Annotated in this window: 17 protein-coding genes and 3 tRNA genes; 15 read left to right on the forward strand and 5 right to left on the reverse strand. The window is 50.4% G+C overall.

Features of this window, described 5'->3' with window-relative positions:
* Nucleotides 1–34: 34 nt before the first annotated feature.
* From FEK47_RS14395 to FEK47_RS14405, 3 genes are all read left to right on the forward strand, one after another.
* A tRNA-Met gene (locus tag FEK47_RS14395) sits at nucleotides 35–111 on the forward strand.
* A 48-nt stretch (nucleotides 112–159) separates the two neighbouring features.
* Nucleotides 160–234 (forward strand) — tRNA-Gln (locus tag FEK47_RS14400).
* A gap of 37 nt (nucleotides 235–271) precedes the next feature.
* Nucleotides 272–346 (forward strand) — tRNA-Gln (locus FEK47_RS14405).
* A 153-nt stretch (nucleotides 347–499) separates the two neighbouring features.
* On the opposite strand, the gene ubiF is transcribed toward FEK47_RS14405, so the two are convergent.
* Nucleotides 500–1675, reverse strand: coding sequence for a 3-demethoxyubiquinol 3-hydroxylase (gene ubiF, locus FEK47_RS14410; protein ID WP_135486508.1), 1176 nt, complete (start codon nucleotides 1673–1675; stop codon nucleotides 500–502).
* A 145-nt stretch (nucleotides 1676–1820) separates the two neighbouring features.
* On the opposite strand from ubiF, the gene miaB reads away from it, so the two are divergent.
* The 11 genes from miaB (at nucleotide 1821) to hscC (ending at nucleotide 14029) form a co-directional block, all read left to right on the forward strand.
* The gene (gene miaB, locus FEK47_RS14415; protein ID WP_000162740.1) at nucleotides 1821–3245 is read left to right on the forward strand and encodes a tRNA (N6-isopentenyl adenosine(37)-C2)-methylthiotransferase MiaB; all 1425 of its coding nucleotides are present in this window, start codon (nucleotides 1821–1823) and stop codon (nucleotides 3243–3245) included.
* A gap of 327 nt (nucleotides 3246–3572) precedes the next feature.
* Nucleotides 3573–4613: a PhoH family protein gene (locus FEK47_RS14420; protein WP_001018040.1), complete on the forward strand. Its 1041-nt coding sequence runs from the start codon at nucleotides 3573–3575 to the stop codon at nucleotides 4611–4613.
* Nucleotides 4610–5077 (forward strand): rRNA maturation RNase YbeY, encoded by a 468-nt coding sequence (gene ybeY / locus FEK47_RS14425; protein ID WP_000084473.1) that lies wholly within the window; start codon nucleotides 4610–4612, stop codon nucleotides 5075–5077. Before FEK47_RS14420 ends, ybeY begins: the two co-directional genes overlap by 4 nt.
* 89 nt (nucleotides 5078–5166) lie before the next feature.
* Nucleotides 5167–6045 (forward strand): CNNM family magnesium/cobalt transport protein CorC, encoded by an 879-nt coding sequence (gene corC / locus FEK47_RS14430; RefSeq protein ID WP_001278605.1) that lies wholly within the window; start codon nucleotides 5167–5169, stop codon nucleotides 6043–6045.
* A gap of 24 nt (nucleotides 6046–6069) precedes the next feature.
* Nucleotides 6070–7608 carry an apolipoprotein N-acyltransferase gene (gene lnt, locus FEK47_RS14435; protein ID WP_135486509.1) on the forward strand — a complete coding sequence of 513 codons (1539 nt, stop codon included), beginning with the start codon at nucleotides 6070–6072 and terminating at the stop codon, nucleotides 7606–7608.
* A 396-nt stretch (nucleotides 7609–8004) separates the two neighbouring features.
* A complete protein-coding gene (gene gltI, locus FEK47_RS14440; protein WP_130222612.1) occupies nucleotides 8005–8913 on the forward strand; it encodes a glutamate/aspartate ABC transporter substrate-binding protein GltI in 909 nt (302 codons plus the stop codon).
* Between the two features lie 169 nt (nucleotides 8914–9082).
* On the forward strand, nucleotides 9083–9823 hold the full coding sequence (gltJ, locus tag FEK47_RS14445; protein WP_000020944.1) for a glutamate/aspartate ABC transporter permease GltJ: 741 nt from the start codon (nucleotides 9083–9085) through the stop codon (nucleotides 9821–9823).
* Complete coding sequence (gltK, locus tag FEK47_RS14450; protein ID WP_000272824.1) at nucleotides 9823–10497, forward strand: glutamate/aspartate ABC transporter permease GltK; 675 nt, start codon at nucleotides 9823–9825, stop codon at nucleotides 10495–10497. The genes gltJ and gltK overlap by 1 nt, the downstream gene beginning before the upstream one ends.
* The gene (gltL, locus tag FEK47_RS14455; protein ID WP_000631384.1) at nucleotides 10497–11222 is read left to right on the forward strand and encodes a glutamate/aspartate ABC transporter ATP-binding protein GltL; all 726 of its coding nucleotides are present in this window, start codon (nucleotides 10497–10499) and stop codon (nucleotides 11220–11222) included. Before gltK ends, gltL begins: the two co-directional genes overlap by 1 nt.
* 117 nt (nucleotides 11223–11339) lie before the next feature.
* Complete coding sequence (gene rihA / locus FEK47_RS14460) at nucleotides 11340–12275, forward strand: pyrimidine-specific ribonucleoside hydrolase RihA (RefSeq protein WP_135486510.1); 936 nt, start codon at nucleotides 11340–11342, stop codon at nucleotides 12273–12275.
* Nucleotides 12276–12358: 83 nt separating this feature from the next.
* Nucleotides 12359–14029, forward strand: coding sequence for a molecular chaperone HscC (hscC, locus tag FEK47_RS14465; protein ID WP_135486511.1), 1671 nt, complete (start codon nucleotides 12359–12361; stop codon nucleotides 14027–14029).
* Between the two features lie 145 nt (nucleotides 14030–14174).
* On the opposite strand, the gene djlC is transcribed toward hscC, so the two are convergent.
* Entirely contained in the window at nucleotides 14175–15626 is a 1452-nt protein-coding gene (gene djlC / locus FEK47_RS14470) for a co-chaperone DjlC (RefSeq protein ID WP_135486512.1), read from the reverse strand.
* Nucleotides 15623–16330, reverse strand: a complete 708-nt coding sequence (locus FEK47_RS14475; protein WP_138183227.1) for a DUF1266 domain-containing protein — start codon at nucleotides 16328–16330, stop codon at nucleotides 15623–15625. Before FEK47_RS14475 ends, djlC begins: the two co-directional genes overlap by 4 nt.
* Nucleotides 16331–16431: 101 nt before the next feature.
* Here FEK47_RS14475 and FEK47_RS14480 point away from each other — a divergent pair, with 101 nt between their 5' ends.
* Nucleotides 16432–16986 (forward strand): tetratricopeptide repeat protein, encoded by a 555-nt coding sequence (locus FEK47_RS14480; protein ID WP_130219445.1) that lies wholly within the window; start codon nucleotides 16432–16434, stop codon nucleotides 16984–16986.
* A 9-nt stretch (nucleotides 16987–16995) separates the two neighbouring features.
* On the opposite strand, the gene FEK47_RS14485 is transcribed toward FEK47_RS14480, so the two are convergent.
* Both FEK47_RS14485 and FEK47_RS14490 read right to left on the reverse strand, forming a co-directional pair.
* Nucleotides 16996–18423 carry a J domain-containing protein gene (locus FEK47_RS14485; protein ID WP_135486513.1) on the reverse strand — a complete coding sequence of 476 codons (1428 nt, stop codon included), beginning with the start codon at nucleotides 18421–18423 and terminating at the stop codon, nucleotides 16996–16998.
* The gene (locus FEK47_RS14490; protein ID WP_130258611.1) at nucleotides 18420–19127 is read right to left on the reverse strand and encodes a DUF1266 domain-containing protein; all 708 of its coding nucleotides are present in this window, start codon (nucleotides 19125–19127) and stop codon (nucleotides 18420–18422) included. Before FEK47_RS14490 ends, FEK47_RS14485 begins: the two co-directional genes overlap by 4 nt.
* Nucleotides 19128–19145: the final 18 nt, after the last annotated feature.

Below are 19145 nucleotides of genomic sequence, written 5' to 3' on the forward strand. Positions count from 1 at the left end.
AATCCAGGTACCCCAGCCATCGAAGAAATAATCTGGCTACGTAGCTCAGTTGGTTAGAGCACATCACTCATAATGATGGGGTCACAGGTTCGAATCCCGTCGTAGCCACCAAATTCTGAATCTGTCGAATAGATTCGGCAAATTCAAAAACAAATTTGTTGGGGTATCGCCAAGCGGTAAGGCACCGGATTCTGATTCCGGCATTCCGAGGTTCGAATCCTCGTACCCCAGCCAATTTATTCAAGACGCTTACTTTGTAAGTGCACCCAGTTGGGGTATCGCCAAGCGGTAAGGCACCGGATTCTGATTCCGGCATTCCGAGGTTCGAATCCTCGTACCCCAGCCACATTAAAAAAGCTCGCTTCGGCGAGCTTTTTGCTTTTCTGCGTATATTCAATGCCGAATGTGATGCTGACACGTCTTATCCTTCAATGTCGGATGCGACGCTGGCGCGTCTTATCCGACCTACGGTTGGCATGCATCCGGCAATGTTGTAAGGCTACAACCCTAACGCATATTTCAACGCCTGACGTTTCAACACGCCAGCACGCTCCGCAGCCATCAAACCAAGATTACGCACAAAACGCAGCGGAGGCAGATTATTGCTGAATCCGGCATAAAACAGATCCATACCGCTCTGCATAATGAAGTTATCTGCCATGCGCCGCATCTGGTAACGTTTGAGCACAGGATAACTGGCCCACGCTTCGCCATAGCTGCGGGCGTTGACCAGAACGTCAATCAGGGCATCGACATCACGATAACCAAGATTCACTCCCTGCCCCGCCAGCGGATGGATGGTATGCGCAGCATCGCCCACCAGCGCCAGCCCCGGCTGCACATACTGCAACGCATGGCGACGCGTCAGCGGAAAAGCGCCTGCGGCAAGCGGTGTCACGTACCCAAGACGTGACGGGAAATGCTTCGCGATTTCCGCCTGTAACTGCGCCATATTCATATTCTGCAATTGGCGAATGCGCGCCGGAGAGTCATACCACACCAGCGATGCCCAGTTATCAAACAATGGCAGAAACGCACGCGGTCCGTCCGGGGTAAATTGCTGCCAGGTGCTGTCGCCGGGATCGTTCTCACACTGTACGCTAATCAACATACACGACTGCGCATACTGCCAGGCATGGACGCTAATTCCCGCCATCTGCCGCACCTGCGAATTTGCGCCGTCGGCACCAATCACCAACTTCGCGCGGATCGTTTCACCGCCCTTCAGTTCCAGCTCCTGAAGATCATTATGGCGATGCAGCGAAATCAGCGAGGTTGGTACACGTAACGTCACGTTCGGATGCGCTTCCAGCGCCTGCCACAGCGCCTGTTGCAGAACAGTGTTTTCCACCATATAGCCCAGCAGAGGCAGCTTTAATTCGGCTGCGTCAAACACCACATGCGCCGTTTCCCACTCCCACGTTTCCAGTCTGCGATAAGGATGGCAACGCATGGCCTGTACCGCATCCCAGACGCCTAAACCTTTAAGCAGAGACACCGACGCGGCGCTGATCGCTGAAATACGCACGTCCGGTTGGCTGTCAGCGACAAACGGTGCAGGTTCTGCGTGCTCGATCACCGTTACCGCAAATCCGTGCTGTGCCAGCCCCAGCGCCAGCGCGCCGCCGACCATTCCTCCGCCGACAATGGCAATTTCCGTTGGTTGATTTGTCATGGTCAATCATCCTGTTAGCAATATGCTTTAAGTTTACAGGATTTTTACCCCCAAGGGCTGATAACGCTCATACTGGTCACAACGGCAGCAAAGCATTACACTATGCGCCCTGCATTCCTGGCTACTATTTCGCAAGAGCAAGTCGATGACCAAAAAACTCCATATTAAAACCTGGGGCTGTCAGATGAACGAGTACGATTCATCGAAGATGGCCGATCTGCTGGATGCCACCCACGGCTATCAACTGACCGACGTGGCGGAAGAAGCGGATGTGCTGCTGCTGAACACCTGCTCAATCCGCGAGAAGGCTCAGGAAAAAGTCTTCCATCAGTTGGGTCGCTGGAAACTGTTAAAAGAGAAGAATCCAGACCTGATTATCGGCGTCGGCGGCTGCGTGGCATCGCAAGAAGGCGAGCACATTCGCCAGCGCGCCCACTATGTCGATATTATTTTTGGGCCGCAAACGCTGCACCGTCTGCCGGAGATGATCAACTCCGTGCGCGGCGACCGCAGCCCGGTTGTAGATATCAGCTTCCCGGAAATCGAGAAGTTCGACCGTCTGCCGGAACCGCGCGCCGAAGGGCCGACCGCGTTTGTCTCCATCATGGAAGGCTGCAATAAATATTGCACCTACTGCGTGGTGCCTTACACCCGTGGTGAAGAGGTAAGCCGTCCGTCCGACGATATTCTGTTTGAGATTGCCCAGCTTGCTGCTCAGGGCGTGCGTGAAGTCAACCTGCTCGGTCAGAACGTGAACGCCTGGCGTGGTGAAAACTACGACGGCACCACAGGATCGTTTGCCGATTTGCTGCGTCTGGTTGCTGCGATCGACGGGATCGATCGTATTCGCTTTACCACCAGCCATCCGATCGAATTCACCGACGATATCATCGAAGTGTATCGCGACACGCCGGAGCTGGTGAGCTTCCTGCACCTGCCGGTACAGAGCGGTTCCGATCGCATTCTGAACCTGATGGGCCGTACTCATACGGCGCTGGAGTACAAAGCGATCATCCGTAAACTGCGTGCGGCGCGTCCGGATATTCAGATCAGTTCTGACTTCATCGTTGGCTTCCCTGGCGAAACCACCGAAGACTTCGAGAAAACGATGAAGCTGATTGCCGACGTCAATTTCGACATGAGCTACAGCTTTATCTTCTCTGCACGTCCGGGTACGCCAGCCGCCGATATGGTTGATGATGTTCCGGAAGAAGAGAAGAAGCAGCGTCTGTATATTCTGCAAGAACGTATCAATCAGCAAGCGATGGCATGGAGCCGCCGGATGCTCGGCACCACCCAGCGTATTCTGGTAGAAGGTACATCGCGTAAGAGCATCATGGAGCTTTCCGGTCGTACTGAAAATAACCGCGTGGTCAACTTCGAGGGCACGCCGGATATGATCGGTAAATTCGTCGATGTAGAAATTACCGACGTCTACCCGAACTCTCTGCGCGGTAAAGTGGTGCGTACTGAAGATGAAATGGGTCTGCGCGTGGCAGAAACTCCGGAATCGGTGATTGCCCGTACCCGCAAAGAAAACGACCTTGGCGTGGGTTATTATCAGCCGTAATTCTCAGGCCCGCCGGTCTGGTAAGTTTTGGGACTGACGACAAACGCAAATTGCCTGATGCGCTACGCTTATCAGGCCTACATGATTCCAGCAATATATTGAATTCGCATGAATTTGTAGGCCGGACAAGGCGTTTACGCCGCATCCGGCATGAACAACACGCACTTCGTCAATAATCACTGGCCCGCCGTTCCGGTGGGCCTTGTTTTTTCTCTCTTTATCCCCATCTTTATCGCAATGCTTGCGCCTTTTTCCTGTGGCGTGAATAATTTCGTTATAGGCCGGTGAATGTTCAGCTTCCGGCGGCATACAGATAAGAGGAACAGTTTGAACATAGACACTCGCGAAATCACCCTGGAGCCAGCAGACAACGCGCGTCTGTTGAGCCTGTGCGGCCCGTTTGATGACAACATCAAACAACTCGAACGCCGTCTCGGCATCGAAATCAATCGCCGCGATAACCACTTTAAACTGACCGGCCGTCCGATTTGCGTCACCGCTGCGGCAGACATTCTGCGTAGCCTGTATGTCGATACCGCCCCGATGCGCGGTCAGATTCAGGATATCGAACCAGAACAGATCCACCTTGCGATTAAAGAAGCGCGCGTGCTGGAGCAAAGCGCGGAGAGCGTGCCGGAGTACGGCAAAGCGGTCAATATCAAAACCAAACGCGGCGTAATTAAGCCGCGCACGCCAAACCAGGCGCAGTACATCGCCAATATTCTCGACCATGACATTACCTTCGGCGTTGGCCCGGCGGGTACGGGTAAAACCTACCTGGCAGTGGCTGCGGCAGTTGATGCCCTGGAGCGTCAGGAAATTCGCCGTATTTTGCTGACTCGTCCGGCAGTAGAAGCCGGTGAGAAGCTGGGCTTCCTGCCTGGTGATTTAAGCCAGAAAGTAGACCCGTATCTGCGCCCACTGTACGACGCGCTGTTTGAAATGCTGGGCTTTGAGAAAGTCGAGAAACTGATTGAGCGCAACGTTATTGAAGTCGCGCCGCTGGCCTATATGCGTGGTCGTACGCTGAACGACGCGTTTATCATTCTTGATGAAAGCCAGAACACCACCATCGAACAGATGAAGATGTTCCTGACCCGTATCGGTTTTAACTCAAAAGCGGTTATCACCGGCGACGTCACACAGATCGACCTGCCGCGTAATACCAAGTCTGGTTTGCGTCATGCCATCGAAGTGCTGGCCGATGTCGAAGAGATCAGCTTTAACTTCTTCCACAGCGAAGACGTGGTTCGTCACCCGGTGGTGGCGCGTATCGTTAACGCTTATGAAGCCTGGGAAGAAGCCGAACAAAAACGTAAAGCGGCGCTGGCAGCAGAACGCAAGCGCGAAGAACAGGAACAAAAATGAGTCAGGTGATCCTCGATTTACAGCTGGCATGTGAAGATAATTCCGGGTTACCGGAAGAGAGCCAGTTTCAAACATGGCTGAATGCGGTGATCCCGCAGTTTCAGAAAGAATCGGAAGTGACGATTCGCGTGGTCGATACCGCCGAAAGCCACAGTCTGAATCTGACCTATCGCGGTAAGGATAAGCCGACCAACGTGCTCTCCTTCCCGTTTGAAGTGCCGCCGGGAATGGAGATGTCGCTACTGGGCGATCTGGTTATCTGCCGTCAGGTGGTTGAGAAGGAAGCACAGGAGCAAGGCAAACCACTGGAGGCGCACTGGGCGCATATGGTGGTGCACGGCAGTCTGCATTTGTTAGGTTACGATCACATCGAAGATGACGAAGCAGAAGAAATGGAAGCCCTCGAAACAGAGATTATGCTTGCTCTGGGCTATGAGGATCCGTACATTGCCGAGAAAGAATAATTTGCCAGGCATTTGACTGGCAGATGTCCCCGCCGTTGGTGATTAACGACGGCGTTTTGATTAACTAACATGAGAACCCATACGACGCCATGAGCGACGACAATTCACACAGTAGTGACACGATAAGCAACAAGAAGGGATTTTTCTCCCTGTTACTCAGCCAACTTTTCCACGGTGAACCGAAAAACCGTGACGAACTGCTGGCGCTGATCCGTGATTCCGGGCAGAACGACCTTATCGACGAAGATACGCGCGATATGCTCGAAGGGGTGATGGACATCGCAGACCAACGCGTTCGCGACATCATGATCCCCCGCTCCCAGATGATTACCCTGAAACGCAACCAGACGCTGGACGAATGCCTTGATGTCATCATCGAGTCCGCCCACTCACGTTTCCCGGTGATTAGCGAAGACAAAGATCACATTGAAGGGATTCTGATGGCGAAAGACTTGCTGCCGTTTATGCGCAGCGATGCTGAAGCCTTCAGCATGGACAAAGTGTTACGTCAGGCGGTTGTCGTTCCTGAAAGTAAGCGCGTAGACCGGATGCTGAAAGAGTTTCGCTCTCAGCGTTACCACATGGCGATCGTCATTGACGAATTCGGTGGGGTTTCCGGTCTGGTGACCATTGAAGACATCCTGGAACTGATTGTTGGTGAGATTGAAGACGAATATGACGAAGAAGATGATATCGACTTCCGTCAGCTGAGTCGTCATACCTGGACCGTGCGCGCACTGGCTTCCATTGAAGATTTCAACGAAGCGTTCGGCACCCACTTTAGCGATGAAGAGGTCGACACTATCGGTGGTCTGGTGATGCAGGCATTTGGGCATCTTCCGGCGCGTGGCGAAACTATCGACATCGACGGTTACCAGTTCAAAGTGGCGATGGCCGACAGTCGGCGTATTATTCAGGTTCATGTCAAAATCCCGGATGACTCACCCCAGCCGAAGCTGGATGAATAAAACCGAAACTGGATAGATAACTACATGGCTTTTGCCTCATTAATTGAACGCCAGCGCATTCGCCTGCTGCTGGCGTTATTATTCGGTGCCTGCGGAACGCTGGCCTTCTCTCCTTACGACGTCTGGCCTGCGGCGATTATTTCGCTGATGGGGCTTCAGGCATTGACCTTTAACCGCCGTCCACTCCAGTCTGCCGCTATTGGCTTTTGCTGGGGATTTGGCCTCTTTGGCAGCGGTATTAACTGGGTCTATGTCAGCATCGCGACCTTTGGCGGAATGCCTGGCCCGGTTAACATCTTCCTGGTGGTGTTGCTGGCGGCGTATTTGTCGCTGTATACCGGACTGTTTGCTGGCGTGTTGTCGCGTCTGTGGCCGAAAACCACCTGGCTGCGCGTGGCGATTGCCGCCCCTGCTCTCTGGCAAGTGACCGAGTTTCTGCGCGGTTGGGTGCTGACTGGCTTCCCGTGGTTACAGTTCGGCTATAGCCAGATTGATGGCCCGTTAAAAGGGCTGGCACCGCTAATGGGCGTGGAAGCCATTAACTTCCTGCTTATGATGGTTAGCGGCCTGCTGGCACTGGCGTTAGTCAAACGCAACTGGCGTCCGCTGGTGGTGGCCGTCGTACTGTTTGCCCTTCCCTTCCCGCTGCGTTACATCCAGTGGTTTACCCCGCAACCGGAGAAAACCATTCAGGTTTCGATGGTTCAGGGCGATATTCCGCAATCGCTGAAATGGGATGAAAGTCAGCTTCTTAATACGCTGAAGATTTACTACAACGCAACGGCACCGCTGATGGGCAAATCATCGTTGATTATCTGGCCGGAGTCAGCCATAACCGATCTGGAAATTAATCAGCAGCCGTTCCTCAAAGAGCTGGATGGCGTTCTGCGTGAGAAAGGTAGCTCGCTGGTAACCGGGATTGTCGATGCGCGCCTCAATAAGCAGAACCGCTACGATACCTACAACACCATCATCACACTGGGTAAAGGTGCGCCGTACAGCTACGAATCAGCCGATCGCTATAACAAAAACCATCTGGTGCCGTTTGGCGAGTTTGTCCCGCTGGAGTCGATTCTGCGTCCGTTAGCACCGTTCTTTGATCTGCCGATGTCGTCGTTCAGCCGTGGGCCATATATCCAGCCGCCGCTGTCGGTAAATGGTATTGAGCTTACTGCGGCTATTTGCTACGAGATCATTCTCGGCGAGCAAGTGCGCGATAACTTCCGCCCGGATACCGACTATCTGCTGACTATCTCCAACGATGCGTGGTTTGGTAAGTCTATTGGTCCATGGCAGCACTTCCAGATGGCGCGAATGCGTGCGCTGGAGCTGGCGCGCCCACTGTTGCGCAGCACCAACAACGGCATTACGGCGGTGATTGGTCCGCAGGGTGAGATTCAGGCGATGATCCCGCAGTTCACCCGCGAGGTGTTGACCACTAATGTGACACCAACCACCGGACTCACACCGTACGCACGTACCGGCAACTGGCCGCTGTGGGTGCTGACGGCACTGTTTGGTTTTGCCGCTGTGTTGATGAGTCTGCGTCAGCGACGTAAATAATCCCTTCTTATCGTGCCGGAATACATCCCGTATTTCGGCACGCTCGCCGGATGCGGCATCAGTGCGTTATCCGGATAATAAAATTCCCCTATCCAACTTTGGCACATCTATTGCTTTGTTATACAAGGCAAACCCTGAATCAGCATCAGTACAACCTGGTTGCACCACAGTAATCCAGCGGTAGCACTAAAAGAGTGCATTTTAAGAATTTTGCTTCGGAATGGTGCGGCGCATCTCGCAAAAACAAACAATAAAACAGCAATATCTTTACATTTAGCCAAACTAAATGTTACCTAACAAGCACAACACTGCACAATAAAGTTGCAGATGATAACAACACAAACACTCACAACGGGTATCCATGCGTTTTTAACGCAGAAGATAAAGGAGTTGGATATGCAATTACGTAAACCTGCCACAGCAATCCTGGCCCTGGCACTTTCCGCAGGCCTGGCACAGGCAGATGACGCTGCCCCGGCAGCGGGCAGTACTCTGGACAAAATCGCCAAAAACGGTGTGATTGTCGTCGGTCACCGTGAATCTTCAGTGCCTTTCTCTTATTACGACAATCAGCAAAAAGTGGTGGGTTACTCGCAGGATTACTCCAACGCCATTGTTGAAGCAGTGAAAAAGAAACTCAACAAACCGGACTTGCAGGTGAAACTGATTCCGATCACCTCACAAAACCGTATTCCTCTGCTGCAAAACGGCACTTTCGATTTTGAATGTGGTTCCACCACCAATAACGTCGAACGCCAAAAACAGGCGGCTTTCTCTGACACTATTTTCGTGGTCGGTACGCGCCTGCTGACCAAAAAGGGCGGCGATATCAAAGATTTTGCCGACCTTAAAGACAAAGCCGTGGTCGTCACTTCCGGCACTACCTCTGAAGTTTTGCTCAACAAACTGAATGAAGAGCAAAAAATGAATATGCGCATCATCAGCGCCAAAGATCACGGTGACTCTTTCCGCACCCTGGAAAGCGGTCGTGCCGTTGCCTTTATGATGGATGATGCCCTGCTGGCCGGTGAACGTGCGAAAGCGAAGAAACCAGACAACTGGGAAATCGTCGGCAAGCCGCAGTCTCAGGAAGCCTACGGTTGTATGTTGCGTAAAGATGATCCGCAGTTCAAAAAGCTGATGGATGACACCATCGCTCAGGTGCAGACCTCCGGTGAAGCGGAAAAATGGTTTGATAAATGGTTCAAAAACCCAATTCCGCCGAAAAACCTGAACATGAATTTCGAACTGTCAAACGAAATGAAAGCACTGTTCAAAGAACCGAATGACAAAGCACTGAACTAATTACAAGAACCAGGGGCGGAAATTCCAGCCCTCTCGATTGTTACGTAGCACGGACAGACTATACGCCTGATGGTCGTTCCCCATCGGGCCTGAAAACCGCAATACGCTGGGTAACAATCTTCGAGGGTAGCAGTTAACGCTGCTACCCTCTTTTTTCTGGAGTAGATTTATGTCTATAGACTGGAACTGGGGTATTTTTTTACAACAAGCCCCGTTCGGCAACACCACCTATCTTGGTTGGATCTGGAGTGGTTTTCAGGTCACGATCGCTTTGTCGATCTGCGCCTGGATTATCGCTTTTCTCGTCGGTTCATTTTTCGGCATTTTACGTACCGTTCCAAACCGTTTTCTCTCCGGTCTGGGTACGTTGTATGTCGAACTGTTCCGCAACGTGCCGTTGATTGTGCAATTCTTTACCTGGTATCTGGTGATCCCGGAGCTGCTGCCGGAGAAAATCGGCATGTGGTTTAAGGCCGAGCTGGATCCCAATATTCAGTTTTTCCTTTCATCCATGCTCTGCCTGGGGCTGTTTACCGCCGCCCGTGTTTGCGAACAGGTACGCGCCGCTATTCAGTCGCTACCGCGTGGGCAAAAAAATGCCGCGCTGGCGATGGGTCTGACGCTGCCGCAGGCTTACCGCTACGTGCTGTTGCCTAACGCGTATCGCGTTATCGTCCCGCCGATGACCTCCGAGATGATGAACCTGGTGAAAAACTCCGCCATCGCCTCGACTATCGGTCTGGTAGATATGGCGGCGCAGGCGGGTAAATTACTCGATTACTCCGCCCACGCCTGGGAGTCGTTTACCGCCATCACGCTGGCGTATGTGTTGATTAACGCGGTTATCATGCTGGTGATGACGCTGGTTGAACGTAAAGTTCGCCTGCCCGGCAACATGGGAGGCAAATAATGTACGAGTTTGACTGGAGTTCCATTGTCCCTTCCCTGCCATATCTGCTCGACGGGCTGGTGATCACCCTGAAAATCACCGTCACGGCAGTCGTGATTGGTATTTTGTGGGGCACCATGCTGGCGGTAATGCGCTTGTCCAGTTTTGCGCCTGTTGCGTGGTTTGCCAAAGCCTACGTTAACGTATTCCGCTCGATTCCTTTAGTTATGGTTTTGCTGTGGTTTTACCTGATTGTGCCGGGTTTTCTGCAAAACGTGCTGGGGTTATCGCCAAAAAATGATATCCGTTTAATTTCGGCGATGGTGGCGTTTTCGATGTTTGAAGCGGCCTACTATTCAGAGATTATCCGCGCCGGTATTCAAAGTATTTCTCGTGGTCAGTCGAGCGCCGCGCTGGCGTTGGGAATGACTCACTGGCAGTCGATGAAACTGATTATTCTGCCGCAGGCGTTCCGCGCGATGGTGCCGCTGCTGCTCACTCAGGGCATCGTACTGTTCCAGGATACCTCACTGGTGTATGTGTTATCTCTGGCCGATTTCTTCCGTACCGCCTCAACCATCGGTGAGCGTGATGGTACGCAGGTTGAGATGATCCTGTTTGCCGGATTTGTTTATTTCGTTATTAGCCTTAGCGCGTCGTTGTTGGTCAGCTACTTGAAAAGAAGGACAGCATAATGATTACCCTGAAAAATGTTTCAAAATGGTATGGTCACTTTCAGGTGCTGACCGACTGCTCAACCGAAGTGAAAAAAGGCGAAGTGGTGGTGGTTTGTGGCCCGTCTGGTTCCGGCAAATCAACGCTGATTAAAACCGTCAACGGCCTCGAACCAGTGCAGCAAGGTGAAATCACTGTCGATGGCATCGTGGTTAACGACAAGAAAACCGATCTGGCAAAGCTGCGTTCCCGCGTCGGGATGGTATTCCAGCATTTCGAGCTGTTCCCTCATCTGTCGATTATCGAAAACCTGACCCTGGCGCAGGTGAAAGTGCTTAAACGCGATAAAGCGCCGGCTCGTGAAAAAGCATTGAAATTGCTGGAGCGCGTGGGACTTTCCGCGCATGCCAATAAATTTCCGGCGCAGCTTTCCGGCGGTCAGCAGCAGCGTGTGGCAATCGCTCGCGCGTTGTGTATGGATCCTATTGCCATGCTGTTCGACGAACCGACATCGGCGCTGGATCCGGAGATGATCAACGAAGTGCTGGACGTGATGGTCGAACTGGCGAACGAAGGAATGACCATGATGGTGGTGACCCACGAAATGGGCTTTGCCCGCAAAGTGGCGAATCGGGTGATCTTTATGGACGAGGGAAAAATTGTCGAAGACTCGCCGAAAGACGCTTTCTTCGATGATCCGAAATCGGACCGCGCAAAAGACTTCCTCGCGAAAATCCTGCATTAATCCTTCCGGCGCGCATACCCAGGTGCGCGCCATCTCACGCTTTATCGTTTCGGTCCTCGTATCTGTTACATTCCGGCGTTACCCTTGTAGCAAAGAAACACACAACAAGGAGCAACAATGGCACTGCCAATTCTGTTAGATTGCGACCCAGGTCATGACGACGCTATCGCAATAGTTCTCGCCCTCGCCTCACCAGAGCTTGATGTCAAAGCAATTACGTCTTCCGCCGGAAACCAGACACCCGATAAAACATTACGCAATGTTCTGCGTATGCTGACCTTGCTTAATCGCACCGATATTCCGGTAGCAAGCGGTGCGGTGAAACCGTTAATGCGTGAGTTGATTATCGCGGACAACGTACACGGCGAAAGCGGTCTCGATGGCCCGGCATTACCGGAACCGACGTTCGCACCGCAAAACTGTACGGCGGTAGAGCTGATGGCGAAAACGCTGCGTGAAAGTGCGGAACCTGTCACGATTGTTTCTACCGGACCGCAAACTAACGTTGCCTTGCTGCTCAATAGCCATCCGGAACTGCATAGCAAAATTGCCCGTATCGTGATTATGGGTGGCGCTATGGGGCTGGGTAACTGGACGCCTGCGGCTGAATTTAATATTTACGTTGACCCGGAAGCGGCAGAAATCGTCTTTCAGTCCGGAATTCCGGTGGTGATGGCCGGTCTGGATGTCACTCACAAAGCACAAATCCACGTTGAAGACACCGAGCGTTTCCGCGCGATTGGTAACCCAATTTCAACCATTGTTGCCGAACTGCTGGATTTCTTCCTCGAATTTCATAAAGACGAAAAATGGGGCTTTGTCGGCGCGCCGTTACATGACCCATGCACCATTGCCTGGCTATTGAAACCCGAGTTGTTTACCACCGTGGAGCGCTGGGTCGGCGTTGAAACACAGGGGAAATATACCCAGGGGATGACGGTTGTTGATTATTACTATCTGACCGGTAATAAACCGAATGCCACTGTAATGGTCGATGTTGATCGTCAGGGCTTTGTTGATTTACTGGCTGAACGTCTGAAATTTTACGCTTAATACTCCTTATTGATTAAGATCACCACGTTTTACCAGGGTGGTCTTAATCTGGTTATCTCTTTTTCTTTCAAGATATAAATGCAATGGATAATGCAGAACTCGCCATTGGTATCGATCTCGGTACTACCAATAGTTTAATTGCTGTCTGGAAAGACGGTGCCGCACAATTAATTCCAAATAAATTCGGTGAATATTTAACACCATCCATAATTAGCATGGATGAAAATAACCATATTCTGGTCGGAAAACCGGCTGTATCACGGCGTACTTCGCATCCGGATAAAACCGCAGCGTTATTTAAACGTGCAATGGGCAGTAATACCAACTGGCGTTTAGGCGGTGACACATTTAATGCACCGGAATTGTCCTCTTTGGTATTGCGTTCATTAAAAGAAGATGCTGAAGAATTTCTGCAACGTCCGATTAAAGATGTGGTGATCTCCGTTCCGGCTTATTTCAGCGATGAACAACGCAAGCATACCCGTTTAGCAGCAGAGTTAGCCGGGCTAAATGCAGTGCGCCTGATTAATGAGCCAACGGCAGCCGCGATGGCGTATGGCCTGCATACGCAGCAAAATACCCGCTCGCTGGTTTTTGATCTCGGTGGCGGCACGTTCGACGTCACGGTGCTCGAGTACGCCACGCCGGTGATTGAAGTTCACGCCTCCGCTGGCGATAACTTCCTCGGTGGCGAAGATTTTACTCATATGCTGGTCGATGAGGTTTTAAAACGCGCGGAAGTCGCCAAAACAGCCCTTAACGAGAGCGAACTGGCAGCCTTGTATGCCTGTGTGGAAGCGGCAAAATGTAGCAATCAATCGCCAATGCACATTCGCTGGCAGTACCAGGAAGAAACACGTGAATGCGAATTTTACGAGAACGAACTGGAAGATTTGTGGTTACCGCTACTCAACCGCTTGCGTGTGCCGATTGAACAGGCGTTGCGCGATGCACGTCTGAAGCCGAGTCAAATCGACAGCCTGGTACTGGTCGGCGGTGCGTCGCAAATGCCGCTGGTGCAGCGAATCGCCGTGCGTCTGTTTGGCAAACTACCGTATCAAAGTTACGACCCGAGCACCATTGTCGCGCTGGGCGCAGCGATCCAGGCCGCCTGCCGCTTACGCAGCGAAGACATTGAAGAAGTGATCCTCACCGATATTTGCCCCTACTCGTTGGGCGTTGAAGTTAACCGCCAGGGCGTTTCCGGCATTTTCTCGCCAATTATTGAACGCAACACCACTGTGCCTGTATCGCGTGTAGAAACTTACTCAACCATGCACCCGGAACAGGATTCAATTACGGTTAACGTCTATCAGGGAGAAAACCACAAAGTTAAAAATAACATTCTGGTGGAATCATTCGATGTGCCGTTGAAGAAAACCGGGGCTTATCAGTCAATTGATATTCGCTTTAGTTATGATATCAACGGCTTGCTTGAAGTTGACGTGCTTCTGGAAGACGGCAGCGTTAAGTCCAGAGTCATTAATCACAGTCCGGTAACATTGAGCGCTCAGCAGATTGAAGAGAGTCGGACGCGGTTATCCGCATTGAAAATTTATCCGCGCGATATGCTCATCAACCGTACCTTTAAAGCCAAACTGGAAGAGTTGTGGGCGCGTGCACTGGGTGACGAGCGAGAAGAGATTGGCCGGGTGATCACCGATTTTGATGAGGCGTTGCAGTCAAACGATATGGCCCGCGTCGATGAGGTCAGGCGGCGGGCGAGTGATTATTTAGCCATTGAGATCCCATAAATACGGCTGCCGGATGCGGCGTGAACGCCTTATCCGGCCTACTCGTAGGTCGGATAAGATGCATTAGCATCGCATCCGACATTGAAGGATAAGATACATCAGCATCGCATCCGACATTGAAAGATAAGATGCGTCAGCATCGCATCTAACTGAGCAACATCGCGATTTTGCCGAGAGCATAACCTATCACCAGCACCGTTAAGCTGATTTTAATAATGCTGGTAATGCTCTGTGGTTTTTCATCCTCATCATTTTTCTCTTCATGATTTTCAGGTATAGGCTCATCGACATCTTCATCCACCGGTTCGAGTTTCACTTTCGTTAACAGCATCCGGGTGATAATGGCCTCTAATGGATGAGCGTCTCCGCCTTCCAGCCTTGTATTAAGACGGGCCAGCATCTCTTGTTTCGGAAACGCTTCCAGTACTACCTGTTCCGCTACCCGATACAGCTCCAGTAACGGTGAATCTTGCCCTGTCTCGCTACCGACTCTCGATTTCCACCACGCCCATGCTTTGCGTTTGAAGAATAACGACTCGATAAACGATTGACCTAACGGCGATAATTTTCCGCTATGTAAAATTTCCGCCCATAACAGCCGCGTCCGGGCGCTCTCACCAGGAACATATTTCAACGGCTTACCTTGTGCATCAATCATGCTTCGCGCTTCGATAACCATCACTAATAACGCGAAGTAATCCGGGCAATGACGTTTGCTCCACTGCAATAACAAATTATCAGCTTGTGTAGATGGGTAACTTTCCCAGTACACGCAGAGATCGGCAAGCAGGCTTTCCCCCTCACCGCAGTACAAGCGTTGTGCACACTGGTAATACCGGGCATCTTCGCTTTCTGGTTCTTCCATTTGCCACTGTTTGGCTACAGGAATGAGTTCCGCCATACCTGTTTGCACCGAGCTGTACCAGCGCAATAGTTTGCGATGCAACTTCGCATCATCAGGAATTAACCACGGACCTGCCATCGCCAAAAATGCAGTGACATAGTCAGGATGGTAACGACAGCAACGTTCCAGCGCGAAGTAATATTCAACAGTCTGGTTCTGTAACGCGACGGGATATTCCAGAAGGCTAAGGAAATCGAAACAATCACCAGCCTGAATAGCCTCAAAAAAAGCCTCCCGCTCTTCTTCATCCATTCCTTCGCTGTCACTAAATGAATGCCAGTTCAAACGCTCTGCCAGCAAAGAAGCACAATTCAATGAAAGATATCGCGCTTCTATAGCGATTGCACACAGCGGCCAGCGTAATTGTTCGACATCCTCCATGTTCCAGGTATTTAATTGCTGAATAAATTTCTGCCAGGCGGAGGGCTGAAAACGATCACTTTCTGAATCCAGTAATGTCCTGAATGCACGTAGTATTTCATGTTCAGCGGCGGCATCTTTATCTTTATCATCTACTTCCTCGACAGGATTGACCGCCAGCCGTAACGCCTCTTCATAGGCCTGACGTAACGCTTTAAACCCCTGCGGATCGGTTTCGGGATGACACAACGGTAAACGAGCAAGATAAGCCTGACGGATAATATCAACTTGTGTTGTGCTTCCGATTTCGAGAATTTGCCAACATGTTTTCATAGGTCGCTCACATCCTTAAGCGTTACCGGGCATTCAGGCTGGACAGTTAATGGTTGCCAGGGAAGCGTGGCATAGAAACGATCGCTTCCCGCTGCCAGCTCTTCGAACATCCGACTCCCGGCGCTATCGTATTTGTACAAGGTCAGCGCCTCACGTAGCGAAGCGTTGTCTTCGCACTGAGCGGATTGCCAGTAGAGACGTCCTAACGAATAGGCGGAAAAATAGTGCATCCAACTGTGATAGTAATGGTGTGCTCGTTCATAGACGCGCGATTGCAGCCATAAACTCTCGTCTTCCGTCAGCCACTTGTTGAGCACACCGACCCGTGACAGAAACCCCATTCGAACATAATCCCAGGCTTTGATTCCCCCTTCCCCGCAGGACATAGCAGTTTGTGCAACAAATTGGGTATAAATCAGACCTCTGTCAGAGCTACCAGCAATTAATGCTTTCCACTCTTCAGGTGAAGAGCGATGCCATGCCAGATATAACCCGGCTAAATCATTTGCGTGACCATCATCGGTCATTTGGTAAATAGTCTGAATTAAATCATCACGATTATTTATTCCCCAGGATGATGACAGATCAAATTCTTTTATTCCGGTATACATTTTTGGCGAGTCATGTGCAGGCTTGCATCCCTTATTAAGAATCTCCATTGGCGTAGAAAGCGCAAATAGAAGGCGTTGTTCTTCCTTATCCATTTATTAACAATCCTTTAAGTACATTAACTGACTACTTTTTTATTAAGGATGAGTATAAACTTGACGCTTTCAAAATAAAAAGAAAATCGAAGTATTGATAAATGAACAAAAAAATATATTTTATATTCGCAATATTTATAGTTGCGGCTATCACTTGTATTAGCCAACCTAAGAAAACGACTTTGCGCGATAAAGCTATGGTGAATTATGTCTTTGATTATTTAAGATCACCAGGCAGTCTACCGTTTACCACGGCAGCAACGGAGCTTTCCGCGATTCATGGTCACTCAACGTCGCAATATCGCCTTGGCGAATTTTATCTTCATGGTAGCGACGGTAAACCTCTGGATTATACACAGGCGAGATACTGGTATGAGCAATCAGCAGAACAGGAAAATCCGCGCGCACAAAGCAAACTAGGGTGGATCTACCTGAAAGGTCTGGGAGTCAAACCCGATACCCGTAAAGCAATTCTCTGGTATAAGGAAGCAGCTGAACAAGGGTATGCTCATGCTCAATATACTTTGGGTTTGATCTACAGAAATGGCACTGGTATTAATGTTAACCATTATGAATCTCAAAAATGGTTAAAACTGGCCGCCAAACAACATTACAAAAATGCGGAAAGATTGCTTGCCGGGCTTCCCGCACATTAACGTCGAATGTCACCCGAAGAGATGGAGTATTTTCCCTATCAAACCAGCAAAAATAAAAATATAGAAAATAATTTTAATGATGCCCAGACAGCCCGGCCCACCATCATCAACAGGCATTGGCTGCGGTTGCGGCTCCGGTTCGACGGTTTGCTTCTCGGTAAAATTCGCCGACTGAATTAATAATCGACGAATAATTAATGCTTCCAGTGGGCAACGATCTTCTGCATCAAGACGAGCGACGATCGGCATTAATGATTCTTCTGTAGGCTGGTTCGCCAGTACTAATTGTTTAGCAACTAAATATAATGGCCATAAGGGATGCTCTGTATCACGCGTGAGTGAGATTCGCGGCTTACGCCCTTTGTGCAAAACCATCTCGACCAGAGAACGCCCCAGCGCAGAGAGTTTTTCATGGCTGAGTATTTCGTATAATTGAAAGCGCGTACGGGCGCTGTCGCCGGGGACATAAAGTAGCGGTTTTCCCTGATCGTTAACCAGTTCACGAGCTTCAATCATCATCACCACTAATGGGTAATAATCGACCCGATGCTGACGGCACCATTGCAACATTAAAGCATCCGCCTGGGTAGAGGGAGACTCGCGCCAGTAGTCACAAAGTTCTGCCAGCAGGTTTTCGCCTTCCCCACAATAGACGCGTTGCGCGTATTCATAATAACGCGCATCTTCATTATCAGGTTCAGCTTCCCGCCACGACCGAGCGTAATCCAGGAGTTCCGGTAATCCCAGGCGGCTTGAGGTATACCAGCACAGTAAATTTCTGTGCAGTTTTGCATCATCGGGGATAATCACTGCGCGATGTTGCGCTAAATACAGTGTCAGCCATTCTGGATGCGATGACCAAATCCGAGCGAACATTTGATAAAAATCAATGGTGTCATTTTGCACGGCAACGGACAGATGCAGGATGGTCTGGAAGTTAAAAATATTCCCCTTCGCAATGGCATATAAAAAGGATTCCAGTTCTTCTTCGTCTATTTCCCCGGTGTTTTCCTCCTGCAACCACCGCAATCTTTCTGCTAATAACACCACGCAATCGAAAGATAAATGGGCAGTGTTCATAGCTATCGCGCACAATAACCAGCGTAATTCATCAATCTCTTCCATCGAGCAATAATTTAATTGCTGAATGAATCGCTGCCAGGCTGAGGGCAGAAAACGTTCGCTATCAGAGGCAAGTAACGCACGAAAGGCGAGCAGAATTTCATGTTCTGCAACTTCATGTTCTTCTGGTTGCCAAACAGATTTAGCTGGCGACTGCGCAATCCGTAGCGCGTCTTCATACGCCTGACGCAGTTGTTTAAAGCCCTGTGGATCGGTTTCTGGATGAAAGGACGGTAACAGCGCCAGATAAGCGCGACGGATAATATCGACATCAGTCGTTTCCTCTATGTCGAGGATCTTCCAGCAATTTTTCATAGGTCGCTCATATCCTTAAGCGTTTCCGGGCATGCGGGGTAGTCAGCCAGTGGTTGCCAGGGTAAGGTCGCGTAATATGCATCGTCACTGGCAAATAATTGATAAAACATATCATTGCCGGAATCGTCGTATTCTTTACGCGCTAAGAATTCATGTAATAAAGGCAGATTATCATCCTCGGGAGACTGCCAATATTGCCGACCAAAGGTATAACCGGCAAAGTATTGCCGCCAGTTACTATAATAACGTAGCGCCCGTAGATGAATGCGCGACTGGATCCATAGACTTTCTTCTTCACTCAACCAGTTATTAAGTACGCCCATTCGGCTTAAAAAACCCATCCGGACATAATCCCAGGCTTTGATCCCCCCTTCGCCACAGCATTCGGCGGTGCTGGCGACAAATTGCGCGTAAGCCTGACCTTGCTCATTTAATTCAGCAAGATAGTCACGCCATTCACATGGCGAATAACGAAACCAGTGGTGATAAAACCCAGCCAATCGTGCAGCATGACCGTTATCGATCATTCGGTGAATTGTGCGCAGCAGGTCATCACGGTCATCAATTCCCCAGGAGGAAGAAAGGTCAAAAAAGCATGTACCTAAATACATTTTGGGGGATGAATGCGAAGGTAAACAGCATTCATTGCGTATTTCCATCGGAGTGGAAAGTGCAAACAATATTTTTTGCGACTCCATGTCCATATAATTTATCCTTAAACA

Origin of the sequence: Escherichia sp. E3659, assembly GCF_005781135.1 — a bacterium.
Classification (GTDB): Bacteria; Pseudomonadota; Gammaproteobacteria; order Enterobacterales; family Enterobacteriaceae; genus Escherichia.